This window comes from Staphylococcus sp. HMSC62B09 (assembly GCF_001839115.1).
GTDB classification, from domain to species: Bacteria; Bacillota; Bacilli; order Staphylococcales; family Staphylococcaceae; genus Staphylococcus; species Staphylococcus haemolyticus.
The window spans coordinates 26765-41631 of record NZ_KV840148.1 but is presented as its reverse complement, the minus strand read 5'-3'; the positions used below and the strand labels follow the sequence as shown (position 1 = coordinate 41631).

Below are 14867 nucleotides of genomic sequence, written 5' to 3'. Positions count from 1 at the left end.
TTTTGAGAAAGATAGAGATTGAATTGTAAAGGGGTCTCTTTAACAACATCTTTTATTCTTAAGTATGCATTTTCTACATCTTCAGCATTTAAAGTTGTCTTCACAGTCATTTTATCTCAACCTTTATTTTTGTTTTCATATTGTTCTATTAAATCTTCATATTCTAATGTTATGGCTATATCATCTAAACCATTAACTAATTTATGTTTCCATGTTTCATCAATTTGAAAGTTAAATGATTTATCATTAGCTGAAACAGTTTGATTTGGTAAATCAATGGTAATTTCTTTTTGAGAAGCTAAATATTTTCTCTCGTTTTCACCTAAAGTAATAGGTAACATGCCATTTTTTGTACAATTCATAAAGAATATGTCACTAAAGCTACCAGCTATAATAATATTGAATCCATAATCTTTTAAAGCCCACGCAGCATGTTCACGACTTGAACCACAACCAAAATTGTCACCAGTGATCAAAATAGTAGCACCAGAGTATTCAGGTTTATTCGGATTAAAATCTGGATTATTTGTACCATCAGGAAGGTATCTCCATTCGTCAAATGCAAAAGGACCGAAACCACTTTTAGTTATTCGTTTAAGATGTACTTTGGGAATAATTTGGTCAGTATCAATATTGTCATTAAACAATGGTACAACTTTTCCTGTATAGGTTGTAATAGGTTGGATATCCATTACTAAACAACCACCTTTCTAACATCTACGAATCTACCTTTAATAGCCGCTGCAGCAGCCATAGCAGGGGACACTAGATGCGTTCTAGCGCCTTTACCTTGTCTTCCTTCAAAGTTACGATTGCTCGTAGAGGCACAATGTATGCCTTCAGGTACTTGATCAGGATTCATACCTAAACACATTGAACAACCTGGTTCTCTCCATTGAAATCCTGCATCTTTAAATATTTTGTCCAAACCCAATGCTTCGGCTTCTTTTTTAACTGAGCGAGAGCCAGGTACAACGATTGCAGTTATTTTTGGATGGACTTGTTTACCCTTAACGATTCGACTAGCTTCTACTAAGTCTGATAATCTTGCATTAGTACAAGAACCTAAGAACACATAACCTAAATCAATATCTTCAGCTTTTTGGCCTGGTTTTAAGCCCATATATTGATAAGCGCGTTCATCATTAATATTTTTAATTTTGGGGAAAGGTGTATTAAAACTAACACCCATTTCAGGATTTGTTCCCCATGTAACTTGAGGTTCTAAATCTGTAACTTCAAGTTTGATAACTTTATCAAATTTAGCATCGTCATCAGTATATAATTGACGCCAATCATTGATAGAACGGTCAAAATTTTGAGCATATTTTCTGCCATTGACATAAGCAAATGTCGTTTCATCTGGTTGCATCAATCCATATTTAGCACCAGCTTCAATAGCCATGTTGCAGATAGTCATTCTAGCTTCCATAGACAGAGATTTAATCGTTTCACCTGTAAATTCAATAGCGTACCCAGTACCAAAATCCACACCATATTGACTAATAAGATACAAGATAATATCTTTCGCATAGACGCCTTTTGGTAATTGACCTGTAACGTCTATCTTTAAATTTTTAGGTTTAGTTTGCCAAAGTGTTTGAGTAGCAAATACATGTTCAACTTCACTTGTCCCAATACCAAATGCAATTGCACCAAAGGCCCCATGCGTGGCAGTATGTGAATCACCACAAACGATTGTTTTTCCAGGTTGAGTGAGACCTGTTTCTGGACCTACCATGTGAACAATACCTTGTTCATCAGAACCCATATCAAATAATTGAACACCAAATTCTTTTGAATTCTTTTGAAGAGTAGTAATTTGTTTGTTCGCAATTTCATCTTTAATATTAAATATATCTATTGTAGGAACATTATGATCTAAAGTTGCAAATGTTAAATCAGGACGTCTCAATTTACGATTTTGAAGTCTTAAACCTTCGAAAGCTTGTGGAGAAGTCACTTCATGAATTAAGTGTAAATCAATATATAATAATTGAGGTTCACCTTCATTCCCGGTTAAAACATGTTTATTCCAAACTTTATCGAATAACGTTTGTCCCATAAAAGCATTCCCCCTTATTAATAATTCTTTTTTAATTCATTGAATATATCTGATGTAGTATAGTGCCCATTTAAATCTTTAGTTGTTTTACCATCTTTAATAAGTTGATATACATCCTGTTCTAGTTCAGACGCCGCATCATCAAAGTTAAAACTTTCACGTAAACACATTGCTAATGAGAGTATCATACCAAATGGGTTAGCTAGATTTTGATTTGCAATGTCGGGTGCTGAACCATGTATAGGTTCATAAAGTCTTGGTCCTTCTAAACTAAAACTTGCAGAAGGTGATAAACCTAATGAACCTGGAATGGTAGAAGCTTCATCACTTAAAATATCTCCAAATAGATTTTCAGTAACAATGACATCAAAATTAGTAGGTTGGGAAATTAACTGCATGCTACAAGCATCAACTAGTAAATGATTCACTTTAACATCAGGAAATTCATGACTAATTTCATTAATAGTTTGACGCCAAAGTTTACTTGTAGCTAACACATTTTCTTTATCAACTGATGTTAATTTTTTCTTTCTTTGAGATGCTAATTCAAAAGCTACCCTTGCAATACGTTCAATTTCCTTTTTAGTATAAGTTAGTGAGTCTAGTGCACTTTGATTATCAATATGCCGTGGTTCACCAAAATATAAGCCACTAGTTAATTCTCTCACTATGATAAAATCCGTTCCTTTGACACGTGATTCTCTAACTGGAGAAAAATGACTTGTACCTTCAGTAACTTTAGTAGGTCGTATATTGGCGAACAAACCTAGAGATTTACGTAATGCTAATAATCCTTGCTCAGGTCTATTATTAGGATCAGTCCATTGAGGACCACCTACAGCACCCAATAAAATTGCGTCAGCATTTTTACAAGCATTTAAAGTATCATCAGGAAGGGGAACACCATGCGAATCTATGGCTGCACCTCCAAAATCATAAGATGTTAATTGATAATCAAATTTATATTTTTTACTGATTAGTTCTAATAATTCTAACGTACCACTTAAGATTTCTGGTCCTATTCCATCACCAGGCAAAGCTACAATATTATAAGTCATTACAGATTACCTTCCTTTTTGTGAATTTCACTAGCGTATTTAGCATGTGCTTCTACATATGCTTTGCAAGAGGCATATAACACATCATAATCAATACCAATACCATTAACAGGTTGACCTTCAATAGTTAATGAAACATGTACTTCTGCTTGAGCGTCGGTACCTTCAGTGACAGAATCAATACGGTAATCAATGAGTTCACTTTTATGTTTAAAAATTCGATCAACTGCATTATATATAGCCACAATTGAACCAGTTCCTATACTTGAATCTTGATAAATATTACCATTTTTATCTTTTATAACGACAACAGCACTTTGTAAACCATTGGAAACAAACTGTAATTGAAGCGTATCAACTTGATAAATTGCATTTTGCTCATGTTCAGTACCTTGGATAATCGCATGTATATCTCGATCAGTTACACTTTTCTTTTTATCGGCAATGGCTTTGAATTGTTTAAATAATTCAGCCTGATTTTGCGGTTCAATATCGTATCCTAAAGATTTCAATTTTTCAGCAAAAGCGTGTTTACCTGATAGCTTACCAAGAGGTAAATCATTTTTACTTATACCAACAAGTTGTGGCGTCATGATTTCATAAGTTTCTGGATTTTTTAAAACACCATCTTGGTGAATGCCAGACTCATGACTAAAAGCATTTTGACCAACAATGGCTTTATTTCTAGGAACGCGTATGCCAGCATAACGAGATATAATATCAGAAGTGTTTTTTGTTTCTGATAGTTTCAATCGTGTTTCATTGCCATAGTGATCTTTACGGACATACAGTGCTAAAGCTAATTCTTCTATAGCAGTATTGCCTGCTCGTTCACCGATGCCATTTACTGTTCCTTCGATTCGTGTGGCACCATTTTCAATAGCAGCCAGACTATTAGCAACTGCCATTCCTAAATCATCATGACAATGTGCACTATAAGTAATGTTTTGTTTAGAGTTAATGTTCTCAATCAAGGTTTTAAAAATTCGACCATATTCATTTGGATAACTATAACCGACTGTATCTGGGATATTAATGATTGTAGCACCACAGTCTACTGCCATCTGTACGCATTTTATTAAGAAATCTGTATCAGTTCTTGTAGCATCCTCAGGTGAAAATTGAACGACATCAAAGTATTGTTTGGCGTAACTGACGTGCGCTTTAATTGATTCCAAAACCTGTTGTTGAGTCATTTTGAGTTTATGCGTTAAGTGAATAGGTGAAGTTGCTATAAAAACGTGAATAACTGGTTTTACAGCATCTTTTGTAGCTTCATAAACAGCATCGATATCTGATTTTTTACAGCGTGCTAAACCACATACAGCTGTTTTAGTTAAAGTATTTGATATAGCTTGAACAGACTTAAAGCTACCAGCACTTGAAGCAGGAAAACCTGCTTCAAGTATATCCACACCCCACGTTTCTAACTGTTTGGCAATCTTTAATCGCTCATCAAAAGAAAAGTTAACTCCAGGTGTTTGTTCACCGTCTCTTAATGTTGTATCAAAAATTTGAATATGGCTTTCCATCGTTAACAACCCCTTAGCTTTTATTTTTGAATACTTTTAGATTTAATGAATGGCATCATTTTTCTTAATTCACGACCAACTGCTTCAATTTCATGACCGTGTTGTTGTTCACGTAATTTATAGAATTCTTTAAAGCCATTTTCATTGTCTTTAACAAAGCTATTTGCAAAATTACCATTTTGAATATCTTTTAATACTGCTTTCATATTGTCTTTAACATCAGGAGTGATGACTCTAGGTCCTGAAACATAGTCACCATACTCTGCTGTGTTAGAAATTGAGTAACGAACGTTCTCCATACCGCCTTCATACATTAAATCAACAATTAACTTCATTTCATGTAATACTTCGAAATATGCTAATTCTTTTTGATAGCCCGCTTCAACTAAAGTTTCAAAGCCACTTTGGATTAATTTATGAATACCACCACAAAGTACTGCTTGCTCACCGAATAAATCTGTTTCAGTTTCTTCTTTAAATGTTGTTTCAATTAAACCTGCACGCGTAGCTCCAATACCTTTTGCATAACTTAATGAAATATCGCGTGCTTGACCAGTAGCATCTTGTTGTACACCAAATAGTGCTGGTACAGCAGTTCCTTCAACAAAGGTACGTCTTACTAAATGACCAGGTCCTTTAGGAGCTACTAAGAAGACATCAACATCTTTAGGTGGTTTGATAACTTCAAAGTGGATATTAAAACCATGCGCAAATGCTAGGGCATTTCCAGCTTCTAAGTTAGGTTCAATTTCATTTTTATAGACATTTCCTTGGATTTCATCTGGCAATAACACCATGATGACATCTGCTTGTTTAACAGCTTCTGCAACTGGATAAACATCGAAGCCATCTTCTTTAGCTTTATCAAAAGAATGACCAGGGCGAATACCAACAATAACGTCATAACCATTGTCTTTAAGGTTTTGTGCATGCGCGTGTCCTTGTGAACCGTAACCGATAATTGCAATTTTTTTACCTTGTAATGCATCTTTCTCAACAGATTGATCATAATAAACTTTAGTCATATTACATTCCTCCAAAAATTTAAATAACTTAATATTTAGAATATTCTTAAAATTTTAGATAAAGAAATTATCTAAATTATGTGATGTTAATGATGATTTATTTAATTATACTAGCGCATCAATGTACAGCTTATCTCGGTTATGACTAATATCTTGAACTTCGAGTACACTGACTTGTTTTTTTAACTTCGCAATTAAAATTTTAAATATAGCTTCATCTTCAATATCTGCAGTAATTTGCATATCAGAGATACCTTTTTCTTTAGATGGTTTAACTGTTAATTCATTAATATTATATTGTAGTCTAACGAATGCACTTGTAATTCTGTTTAATGTGCTCACTTGATCGGTTACTTTTAAATGTAAAATTCGTTTCATTCTAACCCCTCCATTTCATGGTTCGCTTTGCCACTTGGAATCATAGGATTAACTGGTTCAGTAGGTGAGATTCTCACTTCGATTAGCGCAGGTCCACTATAATTAAATGCTGAATCAAGTGTTTTAGTTAGTTTATTTGGATGATCAACTAAGAAACCTTTAACACCATATGCTTCTGCCATCTTCATGAAGTCAGGTTGATCATTAAATACTGAATGAGAGAATCGATGGTTAAAGAATTTATCTTGCCACTGTTTAACCATACCTAATGTGCCATTATTGATTAGAACGATTTTTACATTGAGTCCGTATTCAGGCAGTAACGCTATTTCCTGATTTGTCATTTGAAAACCACCATCACCAACAAAGCAAATAACTGTTTTATCGGGTTCAGCTAATTGAGCACCGATAGCTGATGGAATACCAAAGCCCATAGTACCTAAACCACCGCTAGTAACCCATTGACCATGATGTTTGAATGGATAAAATTGAGCTGCCCACATTTGATGTTGACCAACATCAGTAGTAACTATAGCTTCACCGTTTGTAATTTTTCCTATATATTCAATAGCTTCTTGAGGTTTGCAAAATGTGGCATCAGCTTTTTTATATTTAAAAGGATGTTTGTGCTTATTCTCAATACAATGGTTAACCCAGTGTTCATGGGAAGTTTTATTTGTAAATTTTTGAGATAAAGCTTCTAGTACTTTTTTGCAGTCAGCAACTATCCCTAGGTCAGTCGAAATCACCTTGTTAATTTCTGATTCATCAATATCCACATGAACTACGGTTGCATGAGGAGCAAATTCATTAGGATTACTTGCTAATCTATCATCAAACCGACTACCTAAATTAATTAATAAATCACATTCAGTTAAAGCCATATTACTTGCATAGGAGCCATGCATACCACCCATACCTAGAAATAGTGGATTGTCATAAGGAATAGCTCCCAGACCTAAAAGTGTAGTAGCTACTGGAATTTGATGTTTGGTTACAAATTGAGTTAATAATTCATTAGATTGTGAATGATTGATGCCAGCGCCTGCTAAGATAAGTGGTTGTTTTGCATTCTCTAAATATTGAATTAATTGACTAATATCTTTATCTTTAGGATTTTCAATGACATTATATGCCGGTAAGTCCACCTCATTTACAAGTGGTGCGGATGTTTTAAGCACACCCATATCTTTAGGAAAATCTATAACTACAGGGCCTTTGCGTCCAGAATTTGCTAAGTAAAATGCTTCATGAATGATTCTTGGAATATCATTTACATTTTTAACTTGGAAATTAGCTTTTGTAATTGGTGTAGTCATAGAAAGTAAATCTGCTTCTTGAAAAGCGTCTTTACCAATTCCTGGTGTTGCTACTTGTCCAGTGAATACAACTAAAGGGAGGGAATCACAGTACGCATCTGTTATACCGGTAATAGCATTTGTAGCGCCAGGACCACTTGTTACAACCACTACACCTGTTTTGCCAGATACTCTTGCATAACCTTCTGCAGCATGAGTAGCACCTTGTTCATGTCTTGCTAAGATGTGTTTAATTTTACCATCATAGAAAGTGTCGTATAATGGTAAAACTGCGCCACCAGGATAACCGAATATGAAATCAACACCTTCATGTAATAATGCCTCTACTAAAAGTTCTGAACCGGATCTGAAATTATTATTTGCGTCTAAATCACTATCTACTTTTAGACTAGTTTGTTTTGAATAGTCCATAGCATCAGGACTTACTATGCTACTTTCCTTTTTACTTGTCATGTCGAACAACTCCTCTAGTTAGATTAGATTTTCGGGAACTTGCATAATACCACCAGTATTCGCACTAGTGACCAAAGCAGTATATCTTGCCAGATAACCTGATTTCACTTTTGCCTTAAAAGGTTGTAATGTTTCTTTACGATGATTAAGTTCTTCTTCAGTTTGATTAACATCTAAAGTTCGATTGATTAAATCAATAGTGACTTCATCGCCGTCTTTAATGAGTCCAATAGGTCCACCTGAAGCTGCTTCTGGTGAAATGTGGCCGACAGCGATACCTCTCGTTGCACCAGAGAATCTACCATCAGTTATTAATGCGACATCCTTACCTAAACCTCTACCTACAATTGAAGAAGTAGGGGCTAACATTTCAGGCATTCCTGGTCCACCTTTAGGACCTTCATATCGAATAACAACGACGTGACCTTCGCGTACGATTTTATTATCAATTGCTTCAACAGCTTCATCGTGTGAATTGAAACAAATTGCTTTACCAGTAAATGTCTTAATAGAAGGATCAACGCCACCAACTTTAATGACAGCCCCTTTAGGCGCTATATTTCCAAATAATATTGAGAGACCACCTTGCTTATCATAAGGATCATCTAGTGAATGAATGACATCAAAATTCTTAATTTCTTTACCTTCATTATTTTCACGAAGTGTTTTTCCAGTAACTGTGAGTCTATCTGGATGTAATGTTCCTTCTTTTTTCATCAATTCATTGATGATAGCTGGACAACCACCTGCTTCGTGGACATCATGCATAGAATATGAAGAACTTGGTGCAATCTTAGATAAATAAGGCGTCTTTTTAGCGATTTCATTGATACGTTCCAAATCGTAATTAATACCAGCTTCGTTTGCAATGGCTAGCGTATGTAATACCGTGTTAGTTGAACCACCCATCGCCATATCAAGTGCAAATGCATCATCGATAGCTTCTCGAGTTACGATATCAAGTGGTTTGATATCTTTTTTGATATTATCTACTAATTTAAATGCAGCTTCACGAATCATTTCTCTTCTTTGTTCGCTTACTGCTAAAGCTGTACCGTTATATGGTAGTGCCAAGCCTAACACTTCCATTAAACAATTCATTGAGTTTGCAGTAAACATTCCCGCGCAAGAACCGCAAGTAGGGCAAGCGTTTTGTTCCATATCTAAAAATGCTTCTTTGGAGAGTTTACCTTCTTTAAATGCGCCAACCGCTTCAAACATTGATGATAATGTCAAATCTTTACCTTGCGCTGATAAACCAGCTTTCATAGGCCCACCAGAACAGAATATAGCTGGTACATTGGTTCTAACGGCAGCTAATAACATACCGGGTGTTATTTTGTCGCAATTAGGAATGTAAAATACGCCATCGAACCAGTGCGCATTAATAACGGTCTCTGCAGCATCAGCAATGATTTCTCGAGAGGGAAGTGAGTAACGCATTCCAATGTGTCCCATAGCTATACCATCATCAACACCAATAGTATTAAACTCGAAAGGTATAGCGCCTGCCTCACGAATAGCTTCTTTAGCAATGTCAGCCAATTCTCTTAAATGCACATGTCCAGGTACAATATCGATATAAGAGTTACATATTGCTACAAAAGGTTTGTTCATATCTGTAGGATTTTTAAGTGCGCCCGTGGCGTGTAAAAGACTGCGAGCAGGTGCTTGATGATCACCTTTTTTTTATCATGTCACTTCTCATAAATAATTCCCCCCATAAAACACAATAAGTTTAAAACATAAAAAGACGTCCCAATTTATGATTGGGACGTCTATAAGTCCCATTCAATGAGAAATAGGACTTAAACATTTAGTAACAGATAATTACTAAAGTTCCAGTCCTTGCGAGTATAATAAAATAATTAAATTGTCAGTCGGGTTATATGTTTGATTTGTCATTTTAATATACTCCTTTCTTGAATGGTTATATTAAAATAGTTAGAATTGTTTAAAAATTCGATAAACTTAATTTACTATATCATTTTTATTAAGTCAATAGAATTTTTAAGAATTTTCTAACAACTTAATCTCATCATTCTTGTGTTGAGTATAGGGAAATTGTTTAAGGAATTTGTTATAATTAGTAAGTTAAAATTTTTATGACTTAATTTAGTTTACGAGAATAAAATAAGTTACCATAAGTTCTGAAATGGTCATGAATAATCATTTGATTAAAAAAATTTGAAAGAGTGGGACTAATGATAAGTATTAATAATTTGGATGAATTAAATCATTTTGCAAACGTGTTAGTTCGACACTTAGAGCCTAGTGATTTAATCCTTTTAAATGGCGACCTAGGGGCAGGTAAAACTACACTAACACAATTTATAGGTAAACATTTAGGAGTTAAGCGTAATATTAATTCTCCTACTTTTAATATTATAAAATCATATAAAGGGAGTAATTTAAAATTACATCATATGGACTGTTATCGTTTGGAAGATTCAGATGAAGATCTAGGATTTGATGAATATTTTCAAGATGAAGGCATTACCATTATTGAATGGAGTCAATTTATTCAAGATTTATTACCTAAGGAACATTTAATAATCAATATAGAAACTTTATGTGAATCAAAAAGAACTATAAAATTAGAAGCCCAAGGAACCCATTATTTAAAAGTAAAGGAGGAAGTTGAAAGTGAATTTATTAATGATTGATACATCTAATCAACCGATGTCAATCGCAATCATGCAAGATGATATCGTCTTGGCAGAAACTACGTCGGAAGATAAAAAAGATCATACGAGTCAACTTATGCCTGGTATTCAGCACTTATTTGAAGAAGCAAAAATTGAAAAAAATGCTATTGATGGGATTGTGGTTGCTAAGGGTCCAGGTTCCTATACTGGAGTTAGAATTGGCGTAACCACCGCTAAAACGTTGGCCTATGCATTGAACACTAAATTATATGGTGTATCATCTTTAGCAGCATTAGCTGCAACAGTAGAGAATGATGAACAAAAATTATTAGTTCCAATCATTGATGCACGTCGTGAAGCGGTATACACTGGTGTTTATCAAAACGTTGATGGAAATATAACAACTATTTTAGAAGATCAATATTTACCTATTGAAGAATTAAAAAAGCAATTAACTAAAATGAACCAACCATTTCTTTATGTTGGTAGAGATGCTGATAAGTTATCCGAACAACTTGGTGGAGAAATAAAAAATAATTTACCTCATGCTCCAACTATGAAACAACTCATAACTAAAAGTGAACCGATTCATACATTTGTTCCTAATTATATTAAATTATCAGAGGCTGAAAGAAATTGGCTAAACCAACAGAAGCAGAATTAACAATTAGAGCAATGCAAGTAGATGATGTCCCCAGTGTATTCGATATAGAACGAGATAGTTTCAATGATAGTTCGTGGACAATTGATGCATTTTATCATGAATTGAATGAAAATAACTTTGCTAAATATTTTGTGATTGTTTTTAAAAATGAAATTATCGGATATCTAGGACTATGGATGGTTATTGATCAAGCTCAAATTACAACAATAGCAATTCATAAAGACTTTAGAGGTTATGGACTGGGACAATTATTATTAAAATATGTCATGGATTATGCAAGCCATTCATGTGAAGTGATGAGCTTGGAAGTTAGGGTAGATAATGTAATTGCGCAACATGTTTATACTAATTTGGGTTTTCAATATGGAGGTAAACGTAAAAATTATTATGGAGAAGGCGAGGATGCAATGGTAATGTGGGTGAACTTAAATGAATAAAGAAACATTAATATTAGCAATAGAAACGAGTTGTGATGAAACAAGTGTAAGTGTCATTAAAAATGGAAATTCAATTTTATCTAATATTGTATTAAGTCAAATTGAGAGTCATAAGCGTTTCGGTGGTGTTGTACCTGAAGTTGCAAGTCGACATCACGTTGAAGGGATTACGACAACGATTGATGAAGCATTAACAACTGCAAATATATCAATGAATGATATTGATGCAATAGCAGTGACTCAAGGACCAGGATTAATTGGTGCACTACTTATCGGTATTAATGCAGCGAAAGCACTAGCTTTTGCTTATGACAAGCCACTTATTCCTGTACACCATATTGCTGGTCACATTTATGCTAATCATTTAGAAGAAACATTAACATTTCCTTTAATTGCGCTAATTGTGTCAGGGGGCCATACTGAATTAGTATATATGAAATCTCATATGCATTTCGAAGTAATTGGTGAGACAAGAGATGATGCAGTGGGAGAGGCGTATGATAAAGTCGCTCGAACAATTGATTTACCATACCCTGGAGGGCCACAAATTGATAAATTAGCTCAATATGGTAAAGATACTTATGATTTTCCTAGAGTGTGGTTAGAAAAGGAAAGTTATGATTTTAGTTTTAGTGGATTGAAAAGTTCTGTTATAAATAAACTGCATAATTTGCGACAAAAGAATGAAGAAGTTGTAAAAGAAGATGTAGCAACTAGTTTTCAAAATAGTGTTGTAGACGTGTTAAGTACCAAAGCGATTAATGCATGTAAAGCCTATAAAGTTAACAGACTTATTATTGCTGGAGGTGTTGCAAGTAATAAAGGACTGCGACATCGTTTACAACAATTATGTGAAGATAATAATATTCATTTATCCATTCCAAGTCCTAAATTATGTACTGATAATGCAGCAATGATTGGTGCTGCAGCATATTACTATTATAAGTCAGGAATTACAGCTAAGTTAGATTTGAATGGCGAAAATAATATGGATATAGAAGAAGCTACTATAGACGTTTAAATTTATATTATTTATTTAATCGAATTAATTATTTCAATAATCATAAAGAACCTCTTTTAACGTAAGGATTAAGATCCACTGTTAACAGGAGGTTTTTTATTGAGATAAAAATAATTCAAAAGGTCAATAGGGAACGTTTGTACTTATCAACATTAAGTGCATAAGTTGTGGATAAACCGTTCTTAACAATGTGGATAGTTGATAATATCGTATTTTAGCTGTTTATAACTTTTGTTGAAATTTGTATAAAAAATTAGCTAGAAAGTTAATTAATACTTTCTAGCTAATAGTAAAATGATGAGTTTTTAGATGTTTTCTTGTAAATTTTCCCATTCCAACATAACCTGTTCTAACTTCTGTTCGGTTTCAAGTTTCTGATTCGCTAATGATGAGGCTTTATCAGGATTATTGAACACGTCAGGCTGAGTGAGTTGTTCATCAATGCGTGCTATTTCATTCTCAAATGTTTCAATTTTGGCTTCACAGTTCTCAATGAGTCGTTCTAATTTTCGTTGCTCACGACGTTGTTGCTTTTGAGAATCATAAGTATTTATATTTTCATTAGCTTCATTTTGTTTTGAAGTATCCTCTTTACTTAAATCATTTCGTTCATTTTTAAAAGCTTCAAGTGCTGCTGCTTCTTCTGTTTTCTCGATGTAATATTGATAATCTCCCAAATACATTTGGCCACCGTCATTATTTAAGTCGAATACTTTATTTGCTAATTGATTAATAAAGTAACGATCGTGTGACACAAAAAGAATAGTTCCTTCAAAATCTTTTAGCGCTTGTTCTAACATCTCTTTAGAATCTATATCAAGATGGTTTGTTGGTTCATCAAGGATTAATACATTATCTCTTTGAAGCATAAGTAGTGCTAATTGCAAACGAGCTTTTTCTCCACCAGATAAATCATTGATGACTTTTTTTACATCATCTTGCACGAATAAGAAACGTCCGAGTATAGCACGAATATCTTTTTCATTCATTGTTGGATATTGATCCCAAACATAGTCGATAATTGTTTTATTAGATTTAAATTCAGCTTGCTTTTGATCATAATAACCAATTTGAAGATTTGCACCAAAGGTAATTTCACCTTCTAATTGCTTTTGAAGTCGAGCGATGGTCTTGATCAGAGTAGTTTTACCTACGCCATTTGGGCCAATAATAGCAATATGATCCCCCTTACTTACTTCAATATTAATAGGAGATGTTATAGGCGAATCATAACCAATTTTCAGATTACGAATATGCATAACGTCATTACCTGTATTACGATTAAAGCCAAATTGAATGTTAGCACTTCTTGCGTCCAACATAGGTTTGTCAATACGTTCCATTTTTTCTAGTGTTTTTCGACGGCTTTTTGCCATTCCACTAGTTGAAGCACGTGTTATATTTTTCTCTACAAATGTTTCTAATCGTTTAATTTCATCTTGCTGACGTTCATATTCTTGCATTCTGCTTTCGTAATATTTATGACGTTGCTCAATAAATTGTTCATAATTTCCGACGTAACGTTTAACATTGCCAAGTGCAACATCATATATTTGAGTGACGATTTTATCTAGGAAATATCTATCGTGACTAATAATAACAATGGCACCTTTGAAATATTTTAAATAATCCTCTAACCACTTCGTCGTTTCTAAATCTAAATGGTTTGTAGGTTCGTCTAGTAGTAATAAATCTGGCTCATTCAATAGCATTTGGGCTAAGGATAATCGCGTTTTTTGACCACCACTGAAATCGTTGATAGGTTTATCGAAATCATCTTCATTGAAATTTAAACCATGTAGAACAGTTTTGATTTTACTCTCATACTGATAACCATCAAGTTGTTCGAATTGATTAGTTAAAGATTCATAGCGTTCCATATGTTGTTGATATTCTTCGGAATCATAGTTAGATGCTTGATCAGCTAGCCAGTTCGTTTCTTCTTTAATTAGAAGTTCCATTTTTTTTAAATGTTCAAACGGTTTTGACATTTCTTCGAAGACTGAAGCGGATGAATTAAGTGTCATTTGCTGTGTTAAATAACCCATACGTAAATTTTTGATTTTTGATATATGACCGCTATCATAGTCTTCAACACCGGCAATGATTTTCATTAAAGTCGATTTACCGGCACCGTTTCTGCCTACGACACCAATTCGTTCGCCTGTTTTTACTTCGAAATTCACACGCGTAAAAATATCTTCGCCATCAAATGATTTCGAAATATCGTTTAATTGCAAGAGTATCATTCAGGTTTCACCTTTCTA

The 14867-nt window shown here is 34.0% G+C and carries 13 protein-coding genes and 1 pseudogene; 4 read left to right on the top strand and 10 right to left on the bottom strand.

The genetic code is table 11. The features are described from left to right. The 9 genes and pseudogenes from HMPREF3265_RS13120 to ilvD all read right to left on the bottom strand — a co-directional run. Positions 1–110, bottom strand: a 110-nt coding sequence (locus tag HMPREF3265_RS13120) for a hypothetical protein (protein ID WP_371106708.1), incomplete at its 3' end; no start/stop codon positions are given. Between the two features lie 6 nt (positions 111–116). Beyond that, on the bottom strand, positions 117–692 hold the full coding sequence (gene leuD, locus HMPREF3265_RS06670; RefSeq protein WP_053017507.1) for a 3-isopropylmalate dehydratase small subunit: 576 nt from the start codon (positions 690–692) through the stop codon (positions 117–119). A 2-nt stretch (positions 693–694) separates the two neighbouring features. Beyond that, positions 695–2065 (bottom strand): 3-isopropylmalate dehydratase large subunit, encoded by a 1371-nt coding sequence (gene leuC / locus HMPREF3265_RS06665; protein ID WP_070861198.1) that lies wholly within the window; start codon positions 2063–2065, stop codon positions 695–697. Between the two features lie 17 nt (positions 2066–2082). Further along, on the bottom strand, positions 2083–3123 hold the full coding sequence (gene leuB, locus HMPREF3265_RS06660) for a 3-isopropylmalate dehydrogenase (RefSeq protein WP_070861196.1): 1041 nt from the start codon (positions 3121–3123) through the stop codon (positions 2083–2085). Further along, on the bottom strand, positions 3123–4655 hold the full coding sequence (locus HMPREF3265_RS06655; protein WP_070440166.1) for a 2-isopropylmalate synthase: 1533 nt from the start codon (positions 4653–4655) through the stop codon (positions 3123–3125). Before HMPREF3265_RS06655 ends, leuB begins: the two co-directional genes overlap by 1 nt. Before the next feature lie 20 nt (positions 4656–4675). After that, positions 4676–5680: a ketol-acid reductoisomerase gene (ilvC, locus tag HMPREF3265_RS06650; RefSeq protein WP_070861194.1), complete on the bottom strand. Its 1005-nt coding sequence runs from the start codon at positions 5678–5680 to the stop codon at positions 4676–4678. Positions 5681–5785: 105 nt separating this feature from the next. Further along, on the bottom strand, positions 5786–6058 hold the full coding sequence (locus HMPREF3265_RS06645; RefSeq protein ID WP_070861193.1) for an ACT domain-containing protein: 273 nt from the start codon (positions 6056–6058) through the stop codon (positions 5786–5788). After that, positions 6055–7788, bottom strand: a complete 1734-nt coding sequence (gene ilvB / locus HMPREF3265_RS06640; RefSeq protein ID WP_053025141.1) for a biosynthetic-type acetolactate synthase large subunit — start codon at positions 7786–7788, stop codon at positions 6055–6057. The genes HMPREF3265_RS06645 and ilvB overlap by 4 nt, the downstream gene beginning before the upstream one ends. Before the next feature lie 60 nt (positions 7789–7848). Next, positions 7849–9538, bottom strand: a pseudogene (gene ilvD / locus HMPREF3265_RS06635) (dihydroxy-acid dehydratase). A gap of 496 nt (positions 9539–10034) precedes the next feature. Between ilvD and tsaE the strand changes: the two are divergent. Genes tsaE through tsaD form a run of 4 tightly spaced genes read left to right on the top strand, consistent with a single transcriptional unit; the run spans position 10035 to position 12600 of the window. After that, positions 10035–10496: a tRNA (adenosine(37)-N6)-threonylcarbamoyltransferase complex ATPase subunit type 1 TsaE gene (tsaE, locus tag HMPREF3265_RS06630; RefSeq protein ID WP_037551274.1), complete on the top strand. Its 462-nt coding sequence runs from the start codon at positions 10035–10037 to the stop codon at positions 10494–10496. After that, positions 10477–11142: a tRNA (adenosine(37)-N6)-threonylcarbamoyltransferase complex dimerization subunit type 1 TsaB gene (gene tsaB, locus HMPREF3265_RS06625; RefSeq protein WP_037551272.1), complete on the top strand. Its 666-nt coding sequence runs from the start codon at positions 10477–10479 to the stop codon at positions 11140–11142. The genes tsaE and tsaB overlap by 20 nt, the downstream gene beginning before the upstream one ends. Then, on the top strand, positions 11115–11579 hold the full coding sequence (rimI, locus tag HMPREF3265_RS06620; protein ID WP_053025135.1) for a ribosomal protein S18-alanine N-acetyltransferase: 465 nt from the start codon (positions 11115–11117) through the stop codon (positions 11577–11579). Before tsaB ends, rimI begins: the two co-directional genes overlap by 28 nt. Then, entirely contained in the window at positions 11572–12600 is a 1029-nt protein-coding gene (gene tsaD / locus HMPREF3265_RS06615; RefSeq protein WP_070581823.1) for a tRNA (adenosine(37)-N6)-threonylcarbamoyltransferase complex transferase subunit TsaD, read from the top strand. The genes rimI and tsaD overlap by 8 nt, the downstream gene beginning before the upstream one ends. A 305-nt stretch (positions 12601–12905) precedes the next feature. On the opposite strand, the gene HMPREF3265_RS06610 is transcribed toward tsaD, so the two are convergent. Then, positions 12906–14849: an ABC-F family ATP-binding cassette domain-containing protein gene (locus HMPREF3265_RS06610; RefSeq protein WP_070581825.1), complete on the bottom strand. Its 1944-nt coding sequence runs from the start codon at positions 14847–14849 to the stop codon at positions 12906–12908. Positions 14850–14867: the final 18 nt, after the last annotated feature.